At 50.6% G+C, this 26,487-nt stretch carries 17 protein-coding genes; 8 read left to right on the forward strand and 9 right to left on the reverse strand.

What is annotated here, in order from left to right; genetic code table 11:
- Positions 1–133: 133 nt before the first annotated feature.
- Entirely contained in the window at positions 134–1,144 is a 1,011-nt protein-coding gene (locus HH301_RS17075) for an LLM class flavin-dependent oxidoreductase (protein WP_169570254.1), read from the forward strand.
- Here HH301_RS17075 and HH301_RS17080 read toward each other — a convergent pair whose 3' ends face one another.
- Positions 1,145–2,137 carry an aldo/keto reductase gene (locus HH301_RS17080; protein ID WP_169570255.1) on the reverse strand — a complete coding sequence of 331 codons (993 nt, stop codon included), beginning with the start codon at positions 2,135–2,137 and terminating at the stop codon, positions 1,145–1,147.
- 204 nt (positions 2,138–2,341) lie between these two features.
- Here HH301_RS17080 and HH301_RS17085 point away from each other — a divergent pair, with 204 nt between their 5' ends.
- The 3 genes from HH301_RS17085 (at position 2,342) to HH301_RS17095 (ending at position 5,359) form a co-directional block, all read left to right on the forward strand.
- On the forward strand, positions 2,342–3,145 hold the full coding sequence (locus tag HH301_RS17085; protein ID WP_169570256.1) for a DeoR/GlpR family DNA-binding transcription regulator: 804 nt from the start codon (positions 2,342–2,344) through the stop codon (positions 3,143–3,145).
- An 83-nt stretch (positions 3,146–3,228) separates the two neighbouring features.
- Complete coding sequence (glpK, locus tag HH301_RS17090) at positions 3,229–4,719, forward strand: glycerol kinase GlpK (RefSeq protein ID WP_169570257.1); 1,491 nt, start codon at positions 3,229–3,231, stop codon at positions 4,717–4,719.
- A 13-nt stretch (positions 4,720–4,732) separates the two neighbouring features.
- A complete protein-coding gene (locus HH301_RS17095; RefSeq protein WP_169570258.1) occupies positions 4,733–5,359 on the forward strand; it encodes a 2-hydroxychromene-2-carboxylate isomerase in 627 nt (208 codons plus the stop codon).
- A 27-nt stretch (positions 5,360–5,386) separates the two neighbouring features.
- On the opposite strand, the gene HH301_RS17100 is transcribed toward HH301_RS17095, so the two are convergent.
- From HH301_RS17100 to ugpB, 4 genes are all read right to left on the reverse strand, one after another.
- A complete protein-coding gene (locus tag HH301_RS17100) occupies positions 5,387–6,475 on the reverse strand; it encodes a sn-glycerol-3-phosphate import ATP-binding protein UgpC (RefSeq protein WP_169570259.1) in 1,089 nt (362 codons plus the stop codon).
- Positions 6,476–6,491: 16 nt separating this feature from the next.
- Positions 6,492–7,340 (reverse strand): sn-glycerol-3-phosphate ABC transporter permease UgpE, encoded by an 849-nt coding sequence (gene ugpE, locus HH301_RS17105; protein WP_169570260.1) that lies wholly within the window; start codon positions 7,338–7,340, stop codon positions 6,492–6,494.
- Positions 7,337–8,221 carry a sn-glycerol-3-phosphate ABC transporter permease UgpA gene (gene ugpA, locus HH301_RS17110; protein ID WP_169570261.1) on the reverse strand — a complete coding sequence of 295 codons (885 nt, stop codon included), beginning with the start codon at positions 8,219–8,221 and terminating at the stop codon, positions 7,337–7,339. Before ugpA ends, ugpE begins: the two co-directional genes overlap by 4 nt.
- A 73-nt stretch (positions 8,222–8,294) precedes the next feature.
- Positions 8,295–9,605, reverse strand: coding sequence for a sn-glycerol-3-phosphate ABC transporter substrate-binding protein UgpB (ugpB, locus tag HH301_RS17115; RefSeq protein ID WP_206378401.1), 1,311 nt, complete (start codon positions 9,603–9,605; stop codon positions 8,295–8,297).
- A gap of 246 nt (positions 9,606–9,851) precedes the next feature.
- On the opposite strand from ugpB, the gene HH301_RS17120 reads away from it, so the two are divergent.
- Complete coding sequence (locus HH301_RS17120; RefSeq protein WP_169570262.1) at positions 9,852–10,760, forward strand: LysR substrate-binding domain-containing protein; 909 nt, start codon at positions 9,852–9,854, stop codon at positions 10,758–10,760.
- 9 nt (positions 10,761–10,769) lie between these two features.
- Here the strand turns inward: HH301_RS17120 and HH301_RS17125 are convergent, their stop codons facing one another.
- The 4 genes from HH301_RS17125 to HH301_RS17140 form a co-directional block, all read right to left on the reverse strand.
- Positions 10,770–14,039, reverse strand: a complete 3,270-nt coding sequence (locus HH301_RS17125; RefSeq protein WP_169570263.1) for a carboxyl transferase domain-containing protein — start codon at positions 14,037–14,039, stop codon at positions 10,770–10,772.
- Between the two features lie 115 nt (positions 14,040–14,154).
- On the reverse strand, positions 14,155–14,583 hold the full coding sequence (locus HH301_RS17130) for a SufE family protein (RefSeq protein ID WP_169570264.1): 429 nt from the start codon (positions 14,581–14,583) through the stop codon (positions 14,155–14,157).
- A gap of 88 nt (positions 14,584–14,671) precedes the next feature.
- Complete coding sequence (locus HH301_RS17135) at positions 14,672–16,597, reverse strand: PAS domain S-box protein (RefSeq protein ID WP_206378402.1); 1,926 nt, start codon at positions 16,595–16,597, stop codon at positions 14,672–14,674.
- A gap of 178 nt (positions 16,598–16,775) precedes the next feature.
- On the reverse strand, positions 16,776–20,891 hold the full coding sequence (locus tag HH301_RS17140; protein WP_169570266.1) for a cadherin domain-containing protein: 4,116 nt from the start codon (positions 20,889–20,891) through the stop codon (positions 16,776–16,778).
- A gap of 315 nt (positions 20,892–21,206) precedes the next feature.
- Between HH301_RS17140 and HH301_RS17145 the strand changes: the two genes are divergently transcribed.
- Genes HH301_RS17145 through HH301_RS17155 form a run of 3 tightly spaced genes read left to right on the forward strand, consistent with a single transcriptional unit; the run spans position 21,207 to position 26,487 of the window.
- Positions 21,207–22,985 carry an ABC transporter transmembrane domain-containing protein gene (locus tag HH301_RS17145; RefSeq protein WP_169570267.1) on the forward strand — a complete coding sequence of 593 codons (1,779 nt, stop codon included), beginning with the start codon at positions 21,207–21,209 and terminating at the stop codon, positions 22,983–22,985.
- A complete protein-coding gene (locus HH301_RS17150) occupies positions 22,982–25,108 on the forward strand; it encodes a peptidase domain-containing ABC transporter (RefSeq protein WP_169570268.1) in 2,127 nt (708 codons plus the stop codon). The genes HH301_RS17145 and HH301_RS17150 overlap by 4 nt, the downstream gene beginning before the upstream one ends.
- The gene (locus HH301_RS17155) at positions 25,108–26,487 is read left to right on the forward strand and encodes an HlyD family type I secretion periplasmic adaptor subunit (protein ID WP_169570269.1); all 1,380 of its coding nucleotides are present in this window, start codon (positions 25,108–25,110) and stop codon (positions 26,485–26,487) included. The genes HH301_RS17150 and HH301_RS17155 overlap by 1 nt, the downstream gene beginning before the upstream one ends.

Consider the following 26,487-nt stretch of genomic DNA (forward strand, 5'->3'; position numbering starts at 1 on the left):
TTGCAATCCGGTGAAACTTTAGTGACAGGTCGAAAGACCCCAACTGGCAAGTCAGCGACGGCATCAGATTGACAAAAGCCATAGAAGTCTCCACTTTAGCGGAAGGGCGCTTTTAAGAAATACAAACCAGAATATGACCCAGATTAAACTTTCCGTACTTGATCAATCCCCTGTTCGATCCGGCGCAACAGCGCAGGACGCACTTCGGGAAACAATTGAACTGGCCCGCCTGACTGACCGGCTTGGATTTCACCGCTATTGGGTGGCAGAGCATCACGCCTCCAGTGGGCTGACGGGCTCCGCTCCAGAAATTTTGTTGGCTCGGCTGGGTGCGGAAACCTCTCGCATTCGCCTCGGCTCGGGCGGTGTCATGCTCTCCCATTACTCCCCCTTTAAGGTGGCGGAATGGTTCAATCTGCTGGAAAGTCTCTATCCCGGGCGGATTGATCTCGGAATAGGTCGCGCCCCCGGCAGCGACCAGATTACTGCCCATGCACTTGCCTATGGAAATGCCCCGAGGGGACCCAGGGAATACCCAAGTCAGGTTCGGGACCTCATGAGCTTCCTAAGCGGCAATTTTGAAGAAGGACACCCGCTCAAAAACGTTATCGCAACACCGGTTCCGCCGTCTCAGCCGCATCTTTGGATGCTCGGCAGCAGTGACCAATCGGCCCAGATGGCAGCCCTCTTTGGCACGCCTTTTTCCTTTGCTCACTTCATCACCGATGAACAGGGCCCGGAAATCATGCAGATGTATCGAAGCATGTTTGAACCCTCGGACATTGCAGAAGTGCCTGAGGGTAATATCGGGATATTTGTGATCTGCGCCGAAACCGAGGAAGAAGCCAAACGCCTTGCCGCTAGCCGTGACTTGTGGCGAACCCGACTGGACACCGGCCATATTGGCCCTGTTCCAAGCGTGGAAGAGGCTTTAGCTTACGAATACTCACCTATTGAGGAACAGCGCCGCCAGTATCATTCAAGGCGGAACATTATTGGCACACCTGCACAGGTCAAAGAAAAGCTGCTTCAAACGCTGGACAGGTACCAGGTCGATGAGGCGGTTATTGTAACTATTACACATAGCCACGAGGCCCGCCTCAAATCCTACGAATTAATCGCCCAGGAATTTGGATTAAGCTGATCAGGCAAACTGTTCCGTAAAAACAGTTGACTGGGCCTGGTCATTATAGCGCCCACCGATAACTGTATCCTGATTGATCAGTTTCTCCAGACACGCCATCACATCGTCGCTGATGGAAACCGCAGCGGCACCCGCATTTTCCTTCATATGCTCAATGACAGTTGTGCCGGGGATAGGAATAATATGGTCATCTTTATGTAGCAGCCAGGCAAGTGCAAGCTGCGCCATAGTACAGCCTGTTTCCTGCGCCAGATTTGCATACTCCTCCAGCAATTCCAGGTTCTTTTCATAAGTGTCTGGCTGGAACCGTGGCATGGTCACCCGAATGTCATCTGGATGCAGTCCACTGACGTCCTGCAAGGTTCCGGTCAGGAATTTACGGGCAACTGGGCTAAAGGCGACAAAGGCTGCGCCAATATCCTTACAGGCTTGCAAAACGGCAATTTCCGGATTGCGGGTCCACAGGGAATATTCCGTCTGTACGGCAGCAATCGGGTGAATGGCATGCGCCCGCTTGATTTGTTCCGCTGATACCTCAGACATGCCCACATATCGGATTTTACCCTCTGAAACCAGCTCTGACAGGGTACCAATCGTATCCTCAAGCGGTACGTTTGGGTCCGCCCGATGCAGATAATAAAGATCAATAACATCCACCCCAAGGCGACTTAGGCTATCTTCGCAGGTTTCCCGAATTGCATCGGGGTGGCCATTAATTTCCTTAACGCCTTCCCGGTTCCGGCGAAGACCGCATTTACTGGCCAGTACAAATTCATCCCGCCTGGATTTCAGGGCCTTACCGACCAATTTCTCATTTTCACCGAACCCATAAAGGGCAGCTGTATCCATCAAAGTGTAACCGGCGTCTAACGCCTCATTCAAAAGACGGATACCATAGGCTTCGTCTGGCCCTGGTCCATATCCGTATGAAAGGTTCATACAACCAAGACCAATGGAAGAGACAGAGAGGTCGGCAATTTTACGTGTTTGCATTTTTAGTTCTTGTCCTTGAAAGGGCGCCCCAGAATTTCAAAACTCAGGATAAAGGCTATCCGCTTTGGGGTAAACAATGAGCTGGAAAATTTATTTCTACCAAGGTCATATAACCTTAACACTCGCCTGAAATTTATTGTACTCCAGCGATCAATACGATAGCTTTTTCAAAGGTCGAGTATATAAAAATAAATGGGGAGTCGAATGGAAGTCATCAGCCCTCGACAGACTGAAATAATGAATATGTTGCGTCAGGACGGACGTGTTGGCGTTGACGAATTGTCAGAGTTTTTCAATGTCTCCCCGCAAACAATCCGAAAAGACCTCAATGAACTGAGTGAACAGGACCTCCTTCAGCGGGTTCATGGTGGTGCTGTTCTTTCTTCCGGGGTGAAAAACTTCGAATATGAAGCCAGACGGCTTTTGGCTGTTGAGGAAAAACGTCATATTGGCGTGCTTGCAGCAACCCTCATCCCTGACAACTGCACCCTGCTGATTAATATCGGGACCACAACCGAACAGGTTGCGATCGCTCTTCGCGGCAAAGAAGGGATGATGGCCATTACCAATAACATCAATGTGGTCAATATTCTCTCCGGCACACCGGGCTTCGAAGTGATTGTTGCAGGTGGTGTGGTTCGCCCAACCGATGGCGGTGTCATTGGGGAGGCCACGGTCGACTTTATCAAGCAGTTCAAGGTGGATTATGCGGTGATTGGCGCGTCTGCCATTGATGAAGATGGCTCCCTGCTTGATTATGACTATCGGGAAGTAAAAGTCGCCCAAGCCATTATTGAAAATGCGCGTCAGACTATTCTCGTCGCCGATAGTATGAAGCTCGAACGATCCGCCCCAGTGCGCATCGGACATCTGACCCAGCTTGACTACATTGTCACAGACAAAAAACTGCCGAAACATCTGCAGGCCATCTGTGACGAGAATGACGTCAAAGTCAAAGTCACCGAAGCCCACGGCTTCACCACAAACCGGGTAGAGAGCGCCTCATAAACACCTTCATTTACTTTCTTTTTTCTCTCGATTACTGGTAAAGTCGAAACAATAAGAAAGTTAGTCAGGGAAGGAACTCCACTATGTCAAAATATGTTCTGGCAATTGATCAGGGCACGACCTCGTCACGGGCCATTCTATTTGATCAGCAGACAAATATTGTCGCCGTTGGACAGCAGGAATTTGACCAGCACTTCCCCTCCTCCGGATGGGTGGAACATGAGCCGGAAGACATCTGGAATTCGACAGTTGCGACCTGCCGCGAAGCCCTGCAAAAAGCTGGAGCTACGGCTTCAGATGTTGTTGCAATTGGCATCACCAACCAACGCGAAACAACTATAGTCTGGGATCGGGATACGGGCGAAGCTATTCACCGTGCCATCGTCTGGCAGGACCGGCGAACCTCTGATTTTTGTCAAAGGCTCAAGATAAATGGTTTGGAGCCGCTTTTCACCGAAAAAACCGGACTCCTGTTGGATCCCTATTTTTCCGGCACGAAAATCGCCTGGATCTTGGACAATGTGGAAGGCGCCCGGGAAAAAGCGGAGACAGGAAAGCTCGCCTTTGGAACGGTCGACACTTATCTTCTGTGGCGATTAACGAGTGGCAAAGTCCACAAAACGGATGCCACTAACGCCAGCCGCACCCTGATCTACAACATCAAGGAAGGCAAATGGGATGATGAGCTTCTGAAAATCCTCAACATCCCCGCGACACTTTTGCCTGATGTCGAAAGCTGCTCTGCAGAATTTGGGGAAACAAACGCCGATTTGTTTGGCGCCCCGATCCGCGTGACCGGTATCGCCGGGGATCAGCAGGCCGCCACCATCGGTCAGGCTTGTTTTGAGCCGGGCATGATGAAGTCGACTTATGGAACGGGTTGTTTTGCCCTTATTAACACCGGGGACAAACCGGTCCAGTCCACAAATAAGCTTTTAACCACAATCGCCTATCAATTGGATGGGAAGCCCACATACGCACTTGAGGGGTCCATCTTTGTGGCGGGATCTGCAGTTCAGTGGCTTCGCGACGGCCTTGGTATTATCGAACAGGCCAGCCAGTCAGGCGAACTTGCCGATCAGGCAGACCCGGAACAGCAGCTTATTATGGTTCCGGCATTTGTTGGACTTGGCGCACCTTACTGGGATGCGGATTGCCGCGGAGCGATCTTTGGCCTGACCCGCGGGACAGGCCCAAAAGAAATTTCCCGTGCAGCGCTAGAATCCGTCTGTTTCCAGACCCGCGACTTGCTGGAGGCAATGATGGGGGATATGGGCGCTAAAGCAGATACTGTTCTTCGGGTGGACGGGGGCATGGTTGCCTCCGACTGGACCATGCAACGTCTTTCTGATCTGACAGGGGCCCCCGTTGATCGTCCTGAAATTCTAGAGACCACTGCCCTGGGCGCTGCCTATCTGGCTGGTCTTCAGGTTGGTTTCTATCCTGGACCGGAAGAGTTTGCTAAACTCTGGAAACAGGAGAAACGCTTTAGCCCAACGGTTGATAATCAATCCCGCGACAGTCATTATGATCTGTGGAAGGACGCCGTTTCCCGAACTTTAAGCACCCGATAGACAGGTATTGAGAATGAAAGTTGAGTATTTTTTTGCGTCTTATTCTGCGTTTGCCTATATCGGCAATGAAGAATTACACCGCATCGCCAGTCGCCATAATCTGGAAATTCGCTATGTCCCCTTTGATCTTCGGGCAACGCTTCCAGCTGCGGGTGCCACACCAATGCCAGAGCGCAGTCAGGCGCATAAAGACTATTTCTTTGGCCGGGAAATATCCCGGACCGCAGAATATCGGGGGCTCGAAATCCTTGATTTTATCCCGACACACCATGCCAACGACATCACCCTTTCCAACTGCCTGTTGATCGCAGCAGATCAGTCAGGTGCTGATATGCGGAAGCTGACAAATGTCATGATGCATGCCCACTGGGCGAAGGACGCCGACCTTGATGATGAACAGACGCTGCTGGACATCTGCGCCGAGGCTGATTTGGATGGTATGGCGTTGATGGAAACTGCCCGGACTGCTGATGTCTTGGCTCAATATGAAAAGAATACCAAGGAAGCCATTGAGCGTTCTGTCTTTGGATCTCCAACCTATTTCTTGGATGGGGATATGTTCTATGGCCAGGACCGGCTGGAAATGATGGAGCGGGCGATCGAAAAACCCTACAAGGGAAGGTGGCCTATCCGAGGATAAAACCTCCCCCCCTTGCACCCCAAAACTTTAGATGTCGATCCGGCGGGTCGTGACCGGGTCAAACAGATGGATATGATCGGGCGTAATGGCGATCGGCAGGATTTCGCCGACCCTAACTGCCTGCGTCCCGCTGCAGCGAACTGTCAGATCATTTTGGTCTGAACCAAAATGCCCATGGATCAAGGTGTCTGCACCCAGATGTTCAACCAAAGTGACAGTGAGTGGCAGTGCCCCTGCCTCTGAACTTGCAATCTCCAGATGCTCTGGCCGAACGCCGAGCTTAATAGGCTTACCCGCCATAGATTTCAGGCCTTCGCCGCCAACTGGCAGATTGATCCCTTGAGCGATCGCGATTTCAGCGCCGCTATCGCTCACTTTCGTATCGACAATGTTCATAGCTGGCGAGCCAATGAACTCAGCCACAAACAGGGAGGCTGGCTTTTCATAAAGCTCAATTGGTGTTCCCAGCTGTTCCACATTCCCGCCATTGAGCACCATCAACCGGTGCCCAAGGGTCATGGCTTCGACCTGATCATGGGTTACGTAGATGCTGGTAATGCCAAGGCGTTCCTGCAAGCGTTTAATCTCGACCCGCATTTGAACCCGAAGTTTAGCATCCAGATTGGAAAGCGGCTCATCGAACAGGAACACACTCGGTTCACGCACGATGGCCCGGCCCATGGCCACGCGCTGCCGCTGGCCACCGCTCAGTTCACGGGGTTTACGGGTCATCTGGTCTTCTGTCAGCTCAAGGATAGACGCCGCGTTCTGTACCCGCTCCGCAATTTCCTGTTTGCTCAAACCCATAATTTTCAGACCATAGGCCATGTTGTTATAGACCGTCATATGCGGATAAAGCGCATAGTTCTGGAACACCATGGCGATATCCCGCTGGGATGGCTCAACATTGTTGACCTCGCGGTCCCCAATTTTGAGACTTCCTTCGGTCACCCCTTCAAGCCCTGCAATCATCCGAAGCAGTGTTGATTTACCACAGCCTGACGGACCCACCAGAACTAGGAACTCCCCATCCTTTACATCCACATTAACACCATGGATGGCCTTAAAGCCGTTTGGATAGGTTTTCTGAATATTCTCAAGCGTTACACTTGCCATTTCATACCTTCACGTCTTACTTTTCTGTTTCCGTCAAGCCCTGTACAAACAGGCGCTGCATAAAGACAACCACCAATACAGGCGGAATAACTGACAGCAGGGTTGTCATCATAATCAAATGCCACTGAGGCGCCTCTTCACCGGCTTCCAACATCCGACCGATTTGCATGACAATGGTGTACATGCTCTGATCTGTTGTCACCAACAAAGGCCAAAGATACTGGTTCCAGCCATAGATAAAGAGGATCACAAACAAAGCCGCAATATTAGTCCGCGACATGGGGATCAAGATATCCTTGAAGAACCGGAACGGTCCTGCCCCATCAATCCGCGCAGCCTCCAAAAGCTCATCCGGGATCGTCAGGAATACCTGCCGGAACATGAAGGTGGCTGTGGCTGAAGCAATCAGCGGAACTGATAGTCCCCAGTAATTATCCAGCATGCCAAGGTTCGCAACCACCTCATAGGTCGGCAAAATCCGAACTTCCACCGGCAACATCAAGGTGATGAAGATCAGCCAGAAGAAAAACATGCGGAAAGGGAACTTGAAATACACGATAGCAAAAGCTGACATCAGCGAGATGATGATCTTACCGATTGCAATCATCAGGGCCATGATCAAACTGTTGACAAGCATGTAGCCAATACCAATTCCATCGCCCCCTTTGAGGCCACTATCTAAGAGCGTGTTCAGGTTCTCAAAAAAGTGGCTTCCGGGCAAAACCGGTAGCGGTAGCTCGGACATGCGTCCTGCATCATGGGTTGCGGCAACAAATGTCAACCACAGGGGGAACGCGACAACGAGCACACCCAGGATAAGGACCAGATGCTCCATGAATTTGAGGAAGGGTCTATTTTCAATCATTGATAAGACACCTTTTTCTCAATAAAGCGGAACTGGACAATAGTCAGCGCAACAACAATTGCCATGAGCACCACCGATTGCGCAGCCGAACCGCCAAGATCCAATCCAACAAAGCCATCATTATAAACTTTATACACAAGGATCTGGGTGGAGTTTGCAGGTCCCCCCGCCGTCAGCGCATCAATAATCCCGAAGGTTTCAAAGAAGGCGTACACGACATTAACGACCAGCAGGAAGAAAGTCGTTGGCGACAATAGCGGGAACATAATCGTCCAAAACCGACGACCGGGTCCGGCGCCGTCAATGGCTGCCGCTTCAATCAAAGATTTTGGAATGGACTGAAGTCCCGCCAGGAAGAATAGGAAGTTATAGGCAATCTGCTTCCAGGCAGCCGACAGGATCACCAGCGCCATGGCCTCATTGCCGTTTATCTTGTGGTTCCAGTCATACCCAATGAAGCTAAGGAGATACGGAAGTATTCCAAGCGATGGATTGAACATGAAAAACCACAGGGCACCTGCCGCAGCAGGAGCAACCGCATAGGGCCAAATCAAGAGAGTCCGGTAAACTCCAGATCCCTTTATGACCCGATCCGCCATCACAGCAAGCAATAGCGCAAAAGCCATTGCCGTGAAGGCGACGAGGAAAGAGAAAATGAATGTCCGCTCAAAGGCTTCCCAATACAGCGGATCACTGAATAACTCTTCAAAATTCTGGAACCAGACAAACTGGGTGGAAAGCCCAAAAGCATCCTCTACCAGCATGGACTGATAGAGAGCTTGACTGGCAGGCCAGATAAAAAACACCAGCGTGATTGCGATCTGCGGAAAGACCAACAGAAAGGGCAAAGCCGATGGTGAGAAATGAACACGTTTTAACATCTAAATAATAACCTGTAAGACAAGTCCCGCCGCTGAGTTTAACTCAAGCGACGGGATTACGGAGGCAAAATATTTAGTTTGCTTTTTCGAACTTGCGAAGAAGTGCGTTGCCGCGTTCTACAGCTGTTTCGAGACCAGCTTCTGGTGTTTTTTCACCAGACCAGACAGCTTCCATTTCCTCGTTGATCACATCACGGATCTGAACGAAGTTACCGAAGCGAATACCGCGAGACGCAGGTGTTGGTGTGTTCAGAGACAGCTGCTTAATCGCGGTGTCTGTTCCTGGGTTTTCGTTATAGAAACCCTGCTCTTTAGACAACTCATAAGCAGCTTTAGTGATCGGAACATAACCTGTTCCCTGATGCCACCAAGCCTGGATTTCAGGTGAAGACATGAATTTCAGGAACTCACCGACACCTTTATAGTCGCCCTGATCCTGACCTTTCAGAACCCAAAGTGTTGCACCACCAATGATGGAGTTCTGTGGTTTATCTGTCAGATCTTTGTAGTATGGCAGCATGGACTGACCGAACTCAAATTTTGCCTGTGATTTGATGGAACCGTAGTAAGCGGAAGAGTTCATCCACATTCCGCATTCCTGGTTGATGAACATTGGAAGGCTGTCGCCGCGACGTCCGCCATAAGCAAATGTGCCGTCTTTTGACCAGTTGGCCAGGTTTGTCCAATGCTTCTTCATCGCATCGTTGTTAAACGTAAATTCTGTGTCGAAACCGGCAAAGCCGTTTTCTTTTGTGCCCATTGGGATGTTGTGCCATGCGCCGAAGTTTTCAACCATGACCCAAGACTGCCAACCAAATGAGAAGCCACATTTGTAACCAGCTGCCCGCAGCTTGTCAGAAGCATCTTTCATTTCTGACCAGGTTGCTGGAACTTCAGAAATGCCAGCTTTCTTGAAAGCATCTTTGTTGTACCACAGCACTGGTGTGGAGCTGTTGAAAGGCATGGACAGCAGATCACCTTCAGGTGTCTGGTAGTAACTGATCACTGCAGGCAGGTAGTCAGATTTGTCAAATGCAATGCCAGAATCTTTCATGACATCTTCAACCGGATAAATGGCGCCTTTGGCAGCCATCATGGTTGCTGTACCCACTTCGAAAACCTGCACAATGTGTGGCTGCTTTTTCGCCCGGAAAGCGGCGATCGCAGATGTCATTGTTTCAGTGTAGTTTCCTTTAAAAGTCGGGATAACTTTATATTCTGATTGAGACTTGTTGAAATCGTCAGCAATCTTGTTCACACGTTCACCGTTCGTGCCACCCATGGCGTGCCACCAGTGAATTTCCGTCGCAGCGTTGGCGATTGCCGTGCTGCCAGCCAGTGCCGCAAGTGTTGCAGGCACAACGAGTTTTTTCCAAATAGACATATCGTTTCCCTATTGATCTACGTCATTTTGAGGCTCTTGGTGAGCCGCGGTTCATTGTTTGTCAACGGAGGTAATTATCCTCCCCCCGCTACACAATAGGGGGATTTAGACTTCCTTCAATGACCGTTTAATGACAAGTGCGAATTATTACCGTTTAGGGTTCATTTTTCTTCACTCTTGATAAAGGCTTTGAATTGAACCATAACATGATGTTATGAACAGACCAATTTTATATGGACAACCTCTATGATTCGTCTTCGTCAATTAGAAGCTTTCCGGGCTGTTATGTCGACTGGCGGCGTGACCTCCGCAGCTCGTATGCTCGGCATCTCACAACCGGCTGTAAGCCGCTTAATTGCTAGCCTTGAGGAGTCTATGGGCCTGTCTTTGTTTGACCGAAGACAAGGTCGTCTTTATCCATCTTATGAAGCCAAATTCCTTCTTGAGGAGGTTGATCGGGCCGTTTCGAATCTCGAACATCTTTCTCGCCTATCCGAAGATATTCGAAACCAAAAAGCTGGTCATCTGCGGTTAGCCTGCCTTTCTGGCTTCGCCACATCCCTGATGCCAACCGTCATTGCTGAATTTTTAAAAGACCGTGATGACGTCACGCTCTCCATTCAAACCCGCTCTGGCCTTAGGGTTCGGGAATGGATTGCCGCTCAACAATATGACATCGGAGTTGCGGACGAGTTTGAAGGGCATACTGCCGTTCAGAATGAACCTTTGGATATTCGAACCCTCTGCGTGATGTCACCGCAGCATCCGTTGGCGGGACAACGGGTCATTCAGGTCGGTGATTTACACAATATGCCCATGATCGTGCAAGATAGGGAAAATCGATTCTTTCATCGGGTAAAATCGGTATTCGATAAAAACGGGGTCACCTTGAATGTGAAAGTAGAGGTGCGACAATTTGCAACCGCATGCCTTCTGGCTATGCAGGGGGTTGGCGCTGCGATCGTCAGCTCCATTGATGCGGCGGAATATACCAATCGGGGACTGATCGCCCGACCGTTTGAGCCGGAGATCCTGTTCAGGCTTGATATCCTCTACCCCAAATTCCATCCCCGCTCACTTCTATTGCAGGATTTCATCACCCATTTCAAAACCAGGCTAGAGCCATTTATCCACCAGGCAGACTATTACCGGTGATCAACTCCCTTACCAGGTATCAACAAAGGTGCGCTTCTTACCAGTTCGTGGTGTAGGAGAATGGCTGGCCTTGATGGCCTGGATCAATCGCTCCCGACTGGTTGCCGGATCAATCACATCGTCAATTTCCATGAAGGCTGCTGCATTTGTTGCCTTGCCTCGCTTATAGGCCTTGGCGACCATGGCTTCAAACGTCTTTTGACGCTCCGCCTCATCCTCAATCGCTGCCAGCTCCTTCTTGAACCCGAGCCGAACCGCTCCTTCAAGGCCCATAGGTCCCATTTCACCTGTTGGCCAGGCCAGCGTTACAAAAGGAACATGCATGGAGCCACCAGCCATAGCCTGCGCGCCAAGCCCGTATCCTTTCCGAAGGATCAAGGTATAGACTGGAACTGTAATACTGCCGGCCGCAGCGAACAGGCGGGAGGTTTTACGAACCAATGCTGTTTTCTCAGCCTCAGGCCCCACCATAAAGCCGGGCGTATCACAAAGGCTAAGGATCGGGATATCAAAGGCATCGCATAGCTGGATATGCCGGGCGGCCTTTTCTGAACCATCAGCGTCAATTGCACCGCCCAGATGTTTGGGGTTATTTGCAATATAGCCGACTGGCTGCCCCCCGATGCGCATAAAGCCGGTCAGCATGCCCTTGGCAAATTCCGGTCTGAGTTCGAGGACTGATCCCTTATCGCCCAGCAGATCAATCACAGTCCTAATATCATAGACCCTGAGCCGGTTCTCCGGGATAGCAAATCTGAGCTCCCGCTGATCATGTTCTTCAAACTCTGATACGCATCCCTGAAAATAGGAAAGGACCTTCTTGGCGACTTTCGTGGCTTCGGCTTCATCCTCAACCAGCACATCAATCACCCCGTTTGGTCCCTGCACCGATACCGGCCCCACTTCTTCAGGCGTATAAACACCAAGGCCCCCGCCTTCGATCATGGCAGGCCCGCCCATTCCGATAGACGTATCCTTGGTTGCAATCAGAATATCGCTTACCCCCATCAAGGCTGCATTTCCAGCAAAGCAACGGCCGGAGGCAATCGCGATCCGTGGGACAAGCCCTGACATCCGCGCATAAGTCTGAAAGGTCGGCACATCAAGGGTGGAGGCGGCGAATATATCTGTATCACCTGGCCGCCCGCCGCCACCTTCTCCGTAAAAAATAATCGGCAGCCGCCGTTCTTCAGCCAGATGCAGAATCCGGTCGGTTTTCTTGTGGTTCATACCGCCTTGCGTGCCCGCAAAAACGGTGTAGTCATATCCCAGGATCGCAACCGCCGAGGCCTCTTCTCCAAACTGATCCGAATTGACAGAGCCGGTTCCACAAACCATACCATCAGCTGGACTGATTTTTTCAAGCACCTCAACACTGTGACGGGATCTTTGTGCCGCCAGGTTCAACCCGCCATATTCAGAAAAACTCCCCTCATCCACCAGAAGACCAATATTCTCCCGGATCATGTTTTTGCCTTTGCTCCGCCGCTTGGCCACCGCTTCGGGCCGCGCCTCATCCAGAAGCGCAAGTTTCTTCTCCAGCAAATCTGCGAGATCCGGTCGGATATGATCAAGATCCAGATCCTCAGTTACAGCCTCATCTTCCGCCTGATCCTCACTCGGCTCCAGATGCAAAAGGCCACTGCCATCATTCAAGGTTTCCCCGGCCTTGAAGTGCAGACTGGTGACAGTGCCACTGTGGGGTGCCAGGATCAGATGCTCCATCTTCATGGCTTCCAGAACCACAAGTTCCTGGCCTTTGCGAACCACATCTCCCGCAGCAACCAGGTAACTAACAACCGTGCCTGGCAGCGGGGCGAGAACAGCATTATCGGAAATCTCAGGGCTTTTTTGCGTCTCTAACCCGTCATCTTTGATTTCAGAGTGAATTGATTTCGGCTCCTCAATCCGCGTAAGAATATCAGGCAGATGGGCGTCGATGAAATTCGTCGTCACCGGACCTTTTCGAACGGCTTCCTGCTGGATCAAAGCCCGTAAAAACCCGATAGAGGTTTTAACTCCCTCAATCTCATATTCGCCAAGGGCCTGATCCAGTTTTGATAATACATCCTGATAATCGCCCCGAGGATCACTCACGATCAGTTTGGCAAGCAGCGAGTCGTAGCGGGGGTTGGATTTCCAGCCAACGAAAGCCGCGCTATCAATACGAACCCCACGGCCCTGCGGCACTTCGTTTCGGCTGATTGCCCCACCCGAGGGCAAAAGCCGACCCTTTTTATTATAGTGCTCAGCATTGATCCGCGCCTGAATGGCATAACCTTGTGGCTCCCTGTCAGATAACCCTTGGGCTTTCAGGCTCTCTCCTGCAAACACCCGAAGCTGGGCCTCCACAAGATCCACACCCAGGATCTCTTCGGTGACTGTGTGTTCAACCTGGATGCGCGGGTTCGCTTCCATAAAGGCGTAGCTGTCATCGTTGGCTGAGACCAAAAACTCAAAAGTCCCAAGCCCCTTATAAGACACACTGTCAGCCATCCGAAGCGCCGCTTCCAGTAGCGCCTTTTTAACAGACGCCACCAGATCGACTGCCGGGGCGATCTCCAGAACTTTTTGGTTTCGCCTTTGCAGGGAACATTCGCGCTCGTGGAAATGCATGACGTCTGTCCCATCACCCAGGATTTGCACTTCAATATGGCGGGCATCAGGCATATAGCGTTCAACATAAAGATCGCTGTTTCCAAAAGATGCCTTGGCCTCGCGCGCCGCACTTTCATAGGCCTCTTCTATTTCCGAAGCCTCTGTCACCAGTCGCATACCCCGGCCACCGCCACCGGCAATCGCCTTGATGAACATTCCGCTGCCGCTCTCCAGATCTTCAAAAAACGCTTTCGCCGCTTCAAGGCTGGTGGCCTCATTCCGTCCGGCCAGAACCGGGACAGAAGCCTCAATCGCCAATGACCGTGCTGAACTTTTATCTGACAACCTTTCCAGGGTCTTTGCATCGGGACCAATAAAAATCAGTCCCTCTTCCTGGCATCGTTTGGCAAAGGTCGCATTTTCACTGAGAAACCCATAGCCCGGATGGATGGCATCAACACGATGCGCTTTGGCAAGGGTCAGAATATCCTCGATATCCAGATAAGCGGGTGTCCCTTCGCCGCTTAGTTCTGCAATTTGGGGGAGTTTTCGGGCATGCAGCGCATCCTGGTCATCTTTGGGGGCAATCCCGACCACTTCCATTCCCAGATTTCGTGCAGTTCGGAAAATTCGGATCGCAATCTCACCCCGATTTGCGATCATCAGACGTTTTATTGGCATAGCTTCCCCAGAGCACTTTTGTGCAGTTCTTTCTTGATTGTCTCGCAATCTACACTGCCAAGATCAATCACGAAAGGCTTATTGCCATGGGAACAGAGGGGATTTAGATATCAGACTAGCCTGCGTGCCGCTTGGCCGCCGCCATCACATGCTTGACCAAAGAATGAAGGCCATTGCTGCGTGAGGGCGACAGGTGTTTTTGAAGACCCAGCTCTTCCACGAAATCAGAGCCGGTATCTAAAATTTCCTGGGGTGTATGATTGTCATAAACGCCGAGGATCAGGGCGATCAGTCCGCTGACAATCATCGCATCGCTTGCCGCCTTAAACCGCAACCGATCTCCTTCCATATAAGAAATCAGCCAAACCCGAGACTGGCAGCCCGGCATCAGGTTTTCATCCACCATCAACTCTTCTGGAAAAGGGGGCAGTTTCTTGCCAAGATCAATGATGTAGCCATAGCGATCGGTCCATTCCTCAAGGAATTCGAACGCGTCTTTAAAATCCTGAATAATCTCTTGGGTCGGGGCCACAGTTTCAGCCATATCACTCCACACCAGTCATTTCTCTTAAATGCTGGCTTGATCTAACAGGTTTTGACAGGAAAATAAATGGGGAGTTGCAGCAAAGTAATTAGTCTTGAACTGCTTGCGTTTCACCTTGTGTCGCTCCGACGCTCTCAGCAACTGGCAGCAACAGACGGACTGTTGTTCCAATCCCTTCCTCTGAGTAAATAGAGAAATTCCCCTTGGATTGACGGGCGAACCCATAAACCATGCTAAGGCCTAATCCAGCGCCACTCCCCATATCCTTGGTGGTATAAAAGGGCTCAACCACGTGATGGAGTTTTTCAGGGGAAATGCCACAGCCTGTATCACTGATGATCAGGGAGACATATTTTCCTGGCTCAACCTCTTTTTCCATCAACGCATAAGTCTCATCAACTTCCATGTTACGCGCTTCAAGAGTCAGCGTCCCGCCCTCGGGCATGGCGTCCTTTGCGTTCAGGCAAATATTGATCAAGGCGTTTTCAAGTTTCTTCGCATCGACTGAACACGGCCATAGCTGCCTGTCACATTCTGTTCGGATTGTGATATCAGCTCCCATAGTCTCCCGAATGGTCTCCAGCTCTGCCTTCACAAATTGATCCAGATCCACAACCTTCGGATCCAGCTGCTGAATACGGGAGAAGGCGAGCATATTCTCTGTTAGGGTCGCACCCCGATCTGAGGCGCGCATAATTGCCTTCAGATTATTGACCAATTCTGGATGACTTTGCTCAATCGCCTCCAGAACCATTTCCGCATTCCCCTGGATCACGGCCAGCATGTTGTTAAAATCATGGGCAACGCCGCCGGTTAATTTTCCGACAGCTTCCAGCTTCTGGCTTTCCTTGATCCGTTCCTGCAGTTTGACCTGATCAGTGACATCTGCAGTACACCCGCGATAACCCGCAAACCGGCCATGCTCATCATAGAAAGGTAATCCGCTGACCCGCATCCAGCGTTTTTCCCCTGTCTTCGTATTAAAGCGATAGACAACATGCTCGCGGAACGGCTTTTTATCAGTCATCAGCCCGAAAATATTGCGTAGCGCCGCCTGATTTCGCCCACTAGCGCCGAGCACATCCGCTACGGTTGACCCCAAATAATCTTTTGGAGAAATACCGGACGTTTCCTCAACATTTGGGGAGATGTAGGTGTAGCGTAACAGACAATCCGTCTCCCAATACCAGTCCGAACTGATATTGTTAAAATCAGAAAGCCGCTCACGGCTGAGAGACAGCTCAGTTTCTGTCTTCAGTTTCTCTGTAATGTCCCAACAAGAAATATACAGATATTGCAGCCCATCGATCTCCAGAACCTCAGAGTTCATGATGATATCGATGTTCTGACCTTCTTTTCCAAGCACGGTGGTCCTGAAATCTCTCAGCTTTGGATTTTCCCGGATCTGCTGCATGAAAATGTCGCGACCACCATGTCCAGCCCAAAGACCCAATTCATCAGCTGTCATGCCGACAACTTCTGATCGCTCGAACCCTATTGTTTTAAGCCAATTCTGATTGACGTCCAAAAACCGGCCTGTCTCCATTTCAGTCAGTGAGCAGATACTCGCATTCATGTTAAATGCAGATCGGAATAGCTCCGCATTCCAGCGGGCTTCTTTCTCCTGGCTCTTCAGGTCCGTGACGTCTCTTTGAATACTGACAAGACTGCCATCGTCCAGTTCATATTCTGAAATATGCAGCTGGGTCCCATCCGTCAGTTCAAGAAAATAGCTGGAGTAAGGTTCACCGTCGCTGACCTCACCTGTTTCGCGGTCCAGATTACGCATATAGCTAGTTTGATCCGGGTCGACGATACCAGTTTGCAGATCATGGCGAATAAGATCCACGATGGTCTTATCCTCGCTGCAAAATTCTTCAGGATATCGGTAAAGGTCACGGAATCTGCGGTTGCAGAACAGCACGTTGCCATCCTTACCGTAGATCACAATTGCATCTGTAGCCCGGTCAACAGCATCCCGAAGGACGGTATGTAAGTTGCCATCAGACGTCATAGCCGTGAAAGCCCTACCCATGAAAATAAGCCGCCATCCCCCTGCGGCTCAGAGAGAATATAATACCATAGTACTATTTCCCACTAAAAATTTGCAGTCGAACAAGCGCAGGCTTTCAGGTCTGATCTCGTTTGAACACAAACAGCAAAAGCATAATGCCCTGAGATGATAAAAGAGTCTAGCCTTCGATTTTCTCAACACCTTCAAAAGTCAGCACAGCATTATCGTCCAATGTAATTGTTCCCGCCGCATCCTCAGAGAGGAAGATCTCTCCATCTGCGGTGGATTCTACCGTACCGCTGGTCAGGGTCAGCCAGTCACCGATATCACCGGAAGGCATTCCATCAGATAAGACAATCGTATCGGACCAGCCGCCACCGTCACCACCTGAGAAACTGTCTAGTCCATCTCCAAGACCAAACTCGAAAATATCATTCCCGGCTTCACCATAGACCACATCATCACCTTCACTGGCGAAAATATAATCATCATCAGATCCAGCATAAATCGTATCATCGTGCTTGCCGCCATCAATGGTGTCCTGACCGCTGCCGCCATAAATCAGGTCATTTTGGAAACCACCATCGATAGAGTCATTCCCGCTTTCGCCGTAAAGGGTGTCATCCTGACGACCACCGTCAATCACATCATCGCCAGTACCGCCATAAACCAGGTCTTCCTGGTTATCGCCTTCGATGGTGTCATCACCACCGCGGCCATAGATCACATCGTCACCGTTCAAGCCGTCAATAAAGTCGGCTTCTTCCGTTCCGGTCAGAACGTCAGCATGTACGGTTCCGATGATGTTTTCACCAGCAGATCCGTCCATCGTTTCAATAACATTAATCTCGAACATCTGGTAGGTGGTGTTGACCCCGTCGCTGACACCGACAGTGATATTGTGAGAGTTTGCTGCGTCATAATCCAGCTCCCCTGTCATCCAGATCTCACCGGTAGATGTGTCGATTTCAAACCGGCCACCAGCAGTATCGCTCAAGGTGTAAGACAGCTCACGCCCTTCAGGATCTATGGATGTTACCGTGCCGAGATATGTCCCACTCTCAGCATCTTCCACGATACTATAGTTTGACAACTCTATTGTATGCACCGCTTCGTCAACAGCAATACTGAACACGGTCTCAAGTGGTTCGGAAACTTCCCCGTCGCTATCCGTTGCAACAACAGTAATGGACCGATCACCAGCGATGTCATAGCTGCCTGACGTATTCGAGAAGTTGATATTCTGGACAATCGCTTCGTAGTGATCCAGATCCCCATCCCCACTCAAAGACAGGGTCGTGGTATCTCCAACCGTATCGATCGAAATCGCAATACCGGTTTCCTGTCCATCATAGGTCTGAACCATACCATCGACGATTTTGTAGGGCCCACTTAAGGACAGAGTATCGCCATCCTGAATATCGGTAACGGTTACAACAACCTGCTGTAGCTCGCTACTATCCAGATCTTCAATCTCAAAAGAAGAGTTGCCGTCCGCATCCCTCGAAAATAGAGGGTTCGGCGCTTCCATTAGATCCCGAACATCAATCTCTGCACTGAACATGCCATCATTGAAGTCATGGTCACCGCCATTATAAAGGTCTTCAAATCCGAAATTCAGGACGCCATTTTCCTGGTCCACACCCGCAATGAAATGCTCCCGCATATCTTCATTGCTATCTGGGTTGAACTCTTCTTGGTTCGTGGAATGGTAAACATTTCCACTTTGGGTATGTATATCTCCATCCCCATCCACAAAGATCAATTTCGGAACACCGTTATCAGTGTTGATATTATACAGATGATCCGCAGGGTTTTGGGTATTTGGATCAAAATCAGGGCTGACGAACATCCAGTTCCCCTCAGATGGGAAGCTGTTCCCATCCCCTGTATAAGACTCCCCTGGCAGCTTGCCAAAACCATCCGCAATCACAAAGAAGCCCAGCGTGGACCCGCTTTCAATCCCGTCATAGGTCGCTTGAGAGACACCAGCCTCAAGCTTATCGCTAGACGCGTCCCCCCACAGCAGGTCAGCACCGGTAATCGTTCCATCATTGCTGATCTGATAGGCACCGATCGAATTCCGATAGCCCGCAATTTCACCCTGGAAAGTGACTGTCACACTGGATTGATAGTTAATGGTCAGATTTTCGGAGTCAGAAACCATCTCCTCAAAAAGCTCGGTACCAATCCGTTGCTCTGCATCACCAGATGTGTGCAAATCTGGGAACATATCCATGTTGCTGAGATCAACAACCTCACCAGCTTCCTGAATCTCGATGGAATTCCCACCACCGGAAAGTACAGGCGACAGATTATCATCAATATTGATGGTAAAGGTCTCCGTCGTCGTATTCACGCCATCAGAAACGTCGACAGTGACGTTGTAACTTGTGGTCGTCTCGTAATCGAGGGCGCCCGCAACCTTAATCTCACCTGTATTCGGATCGATCGTGAACAGACCTCCAGCGTCATCACTGAAACTATAGGACAGGCTTTCATTCTCAGGATCGACGGCGGACACAACTCCAACCACATCCCCAATATTGGCGCTCTCGTTGACAGAATTATCATCCAGCGCCACGGAATGAGCGGCTTCGTTCACATCGCCCACATTAATCGTGAAGGTCTGCTGGGTGACATTGACGCCATCGGATACATCAACCGTCACCGAGTAGTTTTCTGTCGTCTCAAAATCCAAACCGCCAGCGAGTTTGATTTCCCCGCTGTCTGGATCAATCGTAAACATGCCACCGGCGTTATCACTAAGGCTGTAGGACAACGCTCCGCCCTCTGGATCAACGGCTGAAACTGTCCCAACTACATCACCAACGGATGCATCTTCGGCAATCGCATTGTTATCCAGTGCTACGGAATGAACAGCTTCGTTCACATCGCCCACATTAATCGTGAAGGTCTGCTGGGTTATATTAACGCCATCGGACACATCAACAGTAACGGTGTAGTTTTCTGTGGTTTCAAAATCGAGCCCACCAGCGAGCTTAATCTCCCCGCTGTTCGGATCGATCGTGAACATACCACCTGCGTCATCACTGAAGCTGTAAGACAGGGTTCCGCCCTCTGGATCAACGGCTGAAACTGTCCCAACCACATCACCAACAGATGCATCTTCGGCAATCGCGTTATTATCCAGTGCCACAGAATGAGCGGCCTCGTTCACATCACCCACATTAATCGTGAAAGTCTGCTGGGTGACGTTCTCTCCATCCGATACATCCACAGTGACGGAGTAATTTTCGGTGCTTTCAAAATCCAAGCCGCCAGCGAGTTTGATTTCCCCGCTATTCGGATCAATCGTGAACACGCCCCCTGCATCATCACTGAGGCTGTAGGACAACGCCCCACCTTCTGGATCAACGGCTGAAACAGTCCCAACCACATCACCAACGGAGGCATCTTCGGCAATCGCGTTGTTATCCAGCGCTACGGAATGAACAACTTCATTCACGTCGCCCACATTGATAGTAAAGGTCTGCTGAGTGATGTTTTCGCCATCAGATACATCAACAGTGACGGAATAATTTTCGGTGCTTTCAAAATCCAAACCGCCAGCGAGTTTGATTTCCCCACTGTCCGGATCAATCGTGAACATGCCACCTGCATCGTCAGAAAGACTGAATGTCAGCGTATCGCCTTCTGGATCGATAGCGGACACTTGACCGACGACGTCACCGATCGCGGCATCTTCAGAAATTGTCTGGCTATCCAACGCAACTTTTTCTGGGGCGCCATTGTCGATTGCTTCAGGATCATCATCGGCCTGAAGCTGGTTCTGGACCGCTTCTTCCGCAGGCTGCTCAGGTCTCGTATTGATATTTTCTGGTCCGCCGTTGTCCTCTTCAAACCCAAAGCGGGTTTCATTCAGCAAATCTGATGGTGAGAGAGCTAAGTCTTCAACTTCTCGATCTTCTTCGCGAAGCTCACTAGCCGCAAGATCTGCAAGATCGTTTTGGATACTTCCGGCATCATCTGGACCGTTATTGCTGGCATCAAGGGCCACAACATCCGGATTTTCTTCAAGATCATTCTCTTGGCGCGCACTGTCCTCATGCTCCGGGGCGCCTGCCTCGCGCGCGAGTACTACTTCTTCATGTTGGGACTGGTTCCCTGTATGCAGGGCACCCAGTGACTGATCCGCCTCATCCAGACGAGAGGAGGATTGTGTATTCATCTCGTCTTCGGCAAATGCATTCCGCTGCTTGGCAACGTTATTAGCAAGGTCCGCCAGATCCTGATCTGGTGAAGTTTCAGCAGGCTTCTTCGTGTCACTCATTACGCTTCTCGCAATTTATGATCCCAACAATTCAACGCTAGAGAGCCTGGTTTCGGCACAATTAGCTCGCATTATCATGAGGAAAAAAGCCTTAAAGAACCCTTAATATTTGCCTAAAATTTATCAGCATTTGGCTAAAAATAAGGTAAATTTTACAATTATTTAACGAAATCAGCCTTGAATAAAATTTACCACAAAAACGTGCAAATTTTTACGAAAATTAAATCTTTAAATTTGAATATGGTTAACGAAGGTTAGGTAAAATTTTACCAAAGCCAGACAAAGCTTGTTTCTAAGAACCCGGGTGAACCACGAGTGACAGTTAAAAAACTGAAAGACGATAAGCCAAGTCTCAGGCCATCGCGCCTGCCGACTGCGCGCAAGACTCGACTGGATATTATTCTGTCGTCAACGGCGCTCAATATTCTGGCTTTGGCGCTGCCCATCATGATTTTACAGGTCTATGATCGGATCATCCCCAACTCGGCGGTTGAAACCTTACGTCTATTGGTCATCGGCGTCGGGATCGCCCTTCTTCTGGAGGCTTTCTTCCGCCTTGCCAGGTCCTACATAACTGCTTACGCCGGCGCCAAGTTTGAGCATATTGCCGGCTGCCGGGCGCTCGGACACACCCTGAATACAGATATCGGCCATTACGAGCGTGAAGCGGCAGGTGTTTATATCCATCGCTTTAACGCCATCGACTCGCTTCGTGAATTCATGTCCGGCAGTAACGTGCTCGTCTTTGTCGATCTGCCCTTTGCCGCGATTTTCCTAGGCATGGTTTGGTATATCGGCGGCATCCTGATCGTTGTCCCCTTGGCACTTCTCATCATTTTCAGTGCAATTACCCTGATTGTCGGCAGGAGTTTGCGGAAATCCCTGTCTGAGAAATCCATTTGGGAGGATCGGCGCTACAACTTCCTGATTGAGGTCCTGACCGGCATCCACACAGTGAAGGGTCTCGCGCTTGAGGCGCAAATGGTCCGCCGTTATGAACGCCTCCAGGAAACAACAGCTGGCGTGCTACAGAATGTGACGTTCCAAAATAATGTGGCCCAGGGTCTTGGAGCACTTTTCTCTCAGCTGACACTGGTCAGTGTGGCGGCCGCAGGTTCGCTGTTTGTCATTGATAACCAACTCTCCATCGGTGGGCTCGCTGCCTGTACACTATTGTCTGGTCGTGCCTTGCAACCCTTAATGCGGGCTATGGGTGTCTGGACCCATTATCAGAATATTCAGCTCGCAAAGGAGCGGGTGAACACCCTGCTGCAATTGCCGCAAAAATCCAAGATGGCAATTCAGCGCGATGCGCGAAACGAGGATACAGAACGCGTCCTAAGTCCCGTCAGTACCGGTGCAACCCTTGAATTCGAAAACGTTGATTTTCGCTACTCCGACAAGGACCCTGTCCTGTTCGAAGGCTTAAACTGTCGCTTTGAGCCCGGCTCCACCAGCGCCCTTGTCGGCCGCAACAGCACCGGCAAGACCTCTTTTATGTGGCTCGCGATGGGGTTATTGACACCCAATCAGGGGCGGGTTCTTTTGGACGGTGAAGACATTTCCACCCTGCCAGAAGATTATCTTCACGAACGGATTGCCTATCTTCCGCAGAACGGTGCGATCTTCCACGGTACAATCATGGAAAATCTGACCACCTTCCGCAAAGGCGACTTTATTGATGAAGCCATGAAGCTGTCCGAAGAGCTGGGTCTTCATGATGTGATCCATCGCCTTCCTTACGGGTATGATACCATCGTTGGTGATGGCGCCGCCGATGGATTGCCTGGCGGGATCCGTCAACGGATCGCTATTGCCCGCGCCCTTGTGAGCCGCCCGGATGTTATCCTTTTTGATGAGGCAAACACCTCCCTTGATGCACAAGGGGACGAAATCCTGAAAAAATTCCTGCTGGATCAAAAAGGCAAAAGCACCGTCATTATGGTTAGCTTGCGGCCATCCTTGGTGAAGATTGCCGATAATGGTTATCGCATTCTCGATCATAAACTGATCAAGACCCCGATGGAAAATCTGGTGCAGTTCAAGCCACCAGCCCCGTCCAAGGTTTCAAACTTGAGGACGGTTAAGCCATGAGTTTCCTGACGACAAAAGCCGCTTATGCTGGCGCGAACAACTGGGGCCGCGATACCCAATATGCGGCCTGCATCACCCCTTTGCTGGATGCACTGGGCTGGCGCGGTGAGCCTGCACAGGTGATGGAGGCAATGCCTCATTTCAAGACGACGATGGATCTCCTGGATTTTCAGAGCACCCTTGCCAACCTGCATTTTGACAGCACCAGCCGCACGACCAAGATCAGCAAGATTGACCCGCGCCTATTCCCCTGCGTTTTCGACCCAGAGAATGGATCCGTGAAGGTTTTATTGTCCGTTGGGGATAGCGGCATTCATGCGTTTGATGCGGAAACCCAGGAATATCGGGTTCTGGAAAAAGCTGATTTGAAAGGCAGCGGCACCGCCTTTTTCTTTAAGGCGACGCCGAAAGAAAAAATCGGTCAGTGGAATTCTGGTCAGAATTGGTTCCGGGCAGTTTTTGACCGCTTCAAGCCCCTGACCCGCCAGATCATGATGATCACCTTTGTCCTGAATATCCTGGCGCTGGCAACGCCGCTTTTTATCATGGCCGTTTATGACATGGTCATTGGGGCAAACTCCAAGGAAACCCTGAAATATTTGATCTTGGGTATTCTGATCGCGTTTATCTGCGACATCATGCTCCGCCTGATGCGGGGACAAATGCTGGCCTATATTGGGGCACGGCTGGACTATATCGTCGGGACAACAGTTCTGCAGAAAATCCTGTCCCTACCCGTTCAGCAAACAGAACGCAGCTCCCTCGGCTCCAAACTGGCCCGGTTCCGGGAGTTTGACATGATCCGGGAATTTTTCATCGGTCCCATGGCCATGGCACTTCTGGAAATTCCATTTGTCTTCATTTTCCTGTTAGCGGTCGGCCTGATCGGGGGCTCTCTTGTTCTGATCCCAATTGTTATGATTGTCCTCTACATCGTTGCGGCCCTGATCATCCTGCCAATCATCCAACAACGGACAACAGAAGATCTCAGCCATTCTGCCGGTAAAGGCGCTTTTGTGACTGAGTGCTTTAATAATGTGCGGACCATCAAACAGCTCGGCGCAGAAGAAATCTGGCTGGAGCGGTATCGGGATCTCTCCACCGGCAATGCAATTGCTGGTATTCGCAACAACATGATCGGGGCAGTTGCCCAGACTTTTGCGCATGTCGTCATGATTTCAGCCGGTATTCTGACCCTCTCCTTCGGAATTAATAAGGTGTTGGATGAAAGCATGACTGTGGGTGCCTTGGTCGCTACCATGGCTCTGATCTGGCGCATGCTATCCCCGACACAGGGTGTGTTCCTTGCCCTGACCAAGCTGAACCAGATCGGCATCAGCATCAAACGGCTGAACCAGCTTTTCACCTTAAAAAGTGAAAGCAACCCTTACACGGTTTCCAAGCTCAAACAATTCCAGGGCCGGATTAATTTCTCTCGTGTCAGTTTCCGTTATTCTGCCGATCAGGATCCAGCCGTCATGGGCCTTGATTTCCAGATCGAACCGGGTGAGGTCGTTGCACTTGTCGGTGCTAACAGTTCCGGTAAATCGACAGTTGTTAAATTGCTGGCAGGACTTTACCAGCCACAGGTTGGACGCATTGCCATTGATGGGGTTGACCTTCGTCAGATTGATCCACTGGAACTTCGCAAATCCATTGGCTACATGCCCCAGAATTGTGAGCTTTTCCACGGAACAATCCGCCAGAACCTGCTGCTCGGCAAGAACACCGCCAGTGAAGAACAGATCCTGGAAGTTTGCGAATGGGCAAACCTGACCGAGGATATCAACAACTTGCCGGAAGGGTTGGATACCCGCATCGGGGATCAGACCCTTTTGCAACTTCCCGCTGGCTTCCAGCAGCGCCTTAATCTGGCGAGGGCACTTCTGTCCAACGCCCAGATCCTCATCTTCGATGAGCCCGGTAACACGCTTGATGATGCCGGTGATCGAGCCTTTCTGGAGGCTGTTGAGAAAATGCGTGGGAAGGCCACCGTTATCATTATCACCCATCGCCCCAGCCATATGCGGGCTGCGGACCGGGTTATCATGATGAACCGGGGCATGATCCAGACAATCGGACCGGCAGATACAATTATTCCAATGCTCTTTGGGGGCGCGTAATGGGCAAATCACTTAAATTCATTGCCATTGATCAGGAAAAGTACAAAACCATCTCCCAGAAACTGGAGAAGGGGAAACCTGAAACCCAACGTCTTGGGCAATCCATCATGCTTGAGGAAAAAGGTCCGTCGTCACTGCTTCGGATCGCGATCCTGTTCAGTTTCGTGGGGCTACTCTCCTTCATCGCATGGGCGCAGCACACAGAAATTGATGAAGTTGCCGTTGCCTCCGGAGAAGTGATCCCGTCAGGGACAGTTCAAACCATCCAGCATATTGATGGCGGCACTATCAGCAGCATCAATATCGAAGAAGGTGAGATCGTCAACGCGGGCCAAACTCTCATTCAATTGGATCACACTGATGCAACAGCCGAACTCAAACAGCTGGAAACCCAGAAAACCATCTGGGATCTGAAATCCCGGCGTTTGTTGGCATTTGTCAACGGAACGGAAATCGACACTGCAGGCATTGAGGATCGCTATATTGACCAGATTGCGGAGCAGAAGAACCTTCTTCGCATTCAGAACCTGGACCGGGAAAACCAACTCTCCGTCATTAATACGCAGATTGAACAGCGCAAATCTGAATTGGATATTCTGCAAAAACAGATTGTCATCCTTCAAGGCCAGCTCAAGCCATTGCAGGAACAGATGGCCATCCGCGAAGGCCTTCTGAAAAACAAAACCATCAGTCGCTTCGACTATCTGGATAGCCAGCGCCAGTATCTGCAGGAAAAAGGCCGCCTTGATGAGTTGGTCAATAAACAGCAGGCTGCAAAGCAGGCCATCAGTGAAGCCGAACAACGGCGCGAAGAACTGGACAGCCGCATCCGCCGGGAAGCTCTGGATGAAATGGCCGCTGCCAATTCCGAAGCCTTGAAATTAACAGAAGAAATTGAGCGCTTGCATGGTGTGATCGGGCGGTTAAATATCCAGTCGCCTGTTCATGGTGTTGTTCAGGGCCTCGATGTAAACTCAGTCGGCACGGTGATTAAACCGGGCAATCCGATCCTTTCCATCGTTCCAGTGGATCAGGAATTGATTGTCGAAACCCGCATCCGGCCAGAGGACATCGGCTTCTTGCAGGTGGGTCAGCTCGCTTCTGTGAAATTCACTACCTATAATTATTCCCGCTACGGCTCTGTCCCCGGCAAGCTGACCCATATTTCAGCGACCACTTTCCAGGATGAGCAGGGCGAGAGTTTTTATAAAGGCAAGGTTGCCCTCTCCAAGGCCTATGTGGGAGAGGACCCGGAACGAAATCTGATCCTGCCGGGCATGACAGCAATTGCCGATATTAATTCAGGCCGGAAATCACTGCTGGATTATCTCTTGAAGCCTATCCACACCACCGTGAGCGAGGCGTTCCGCGAACGCTAG

The sequence above is a fragment of the Sneathiella limimaris genome, from assembly GCF_012932565.1.
GTDB lineage: Bacteria > Pseudomonadota > Alphaproteobacteria > Sneathiellales > Sneathiellaceae > Sneathiella > Sneathiella limimaris.

Excerpts from the sequence above, each read along its gene's own strand:
- HH301_RS17075 (WP_169570254.1), top strand. The coding sequence starts at position 134 with ATGACCCAGATTAAACTTTCCGTACTTGATCAATCCCCTGTTCGATCC.
- HH301_RS17080 (WP_169570255.1), bottom strand. The coding sequence starts at position 2,137 with ATGCAAACACGTAAAATTGCCGACCTCTCTGTCTCTTCCATTGGTCTT.
- HH301_RS17085 (WP_169570256.1), top strand. The coding sequence starts at position 2,342 with ATGGAAGTCATCAGCCCTCGACAGACTGAAATAATGAATATGTTGCGT.
- glpK (WP_169570257.1), top strand. The coding sequence starts at position 3,229 with ATGTCAAAATATGTTCTGGCAATTGATCAGGGCACGACCTCGTCACGG.
- HH301_RS17095 (WP_169570258.1), top strand. The coding sequence starts at position 4,733 with ATGAAAGTTGAGTATTTTTTTGCGTCTTATTCTGCGTTTGCCTATATC.
- HH301_RS17100 (WP_169570259.1), bottom strand. The coding sequence starts at position 6,475 with ATGGCAAGTGTAACGCTTGAGAATATTCAGAAAACCTATCCAAACGGC.
- ugpE (WP_169570260.1), bottom strand. The coding sequence starts at position 7,340 with ATGATTGAAAATAGACCCTTCCTCAAATTCATGGAGCATCTGGTCCTT.
- ugpA (WP_169570261.1), bottom strand. The coding sequence starts at position 8,221 with ATGTTAAAACGTGTTCATTTCTCACCATCGGCTTTGCCCTTTCTGTTG.
- ugpB (WP_206378401.1), bottom strand. The coding sequence starts at position 9,605 with ATGTCTATTTGGAAAAAACTCGTTGTGCCTGCAACACTTGCGGCACTG.
- HH301_RS17120 (WP_169570262.1), top strand. The coding sequence starts at position 9,852 with ATGATTCGTCTTCGTCAATTAGAAGCTTTCCGGGCTGTTATGTCGACT.
- HH301_RS17125 (WP_169570263.1), bottom strand. The coding sequence starts at position 14,039 with ATGCCAATAAAACGTCTGATGATCGCAAATCGGGGTGAGATTGCGATC.
- HH301_RS17130 (WP_169570264.1), bottom strand. The coding sequence starts at position 14,583 with ATGGCTGAAACTGTGGCCCCGACCCAAGAGATTATTCAGGATTTTAAA.
- HH301_RS17135 (WP_206378402.1), bottom strand. The coding sequence starts at position 16,597 with ATGACGTCTGATGGCAACTTACATACCGTCCTTCGGGATGCTGTTGAC.
- HH301_RS17140 (WP_169570266.1), bottom strand. The coding sequence starts at position 20,891 with ATGAGTGACACGAAGAAGCCTGCTGAAACTTCACCAGATCAGGATCTG.
- HH301_RS17150 (WP_169570268.1), top strand. The coding sequence starts at position 22,982 with ATGAGTTTCCTGACGACAAAAGCCGCTTATGCTGGCGCGAACAACTGG.
- HH301_RS17155 (WP_169570269.1), top strand. The coding sequence starts at position 25,108 with ATGGGCAAATCACTTAAATTCATTGCCATTGATCAGGAAAAGTACAAA.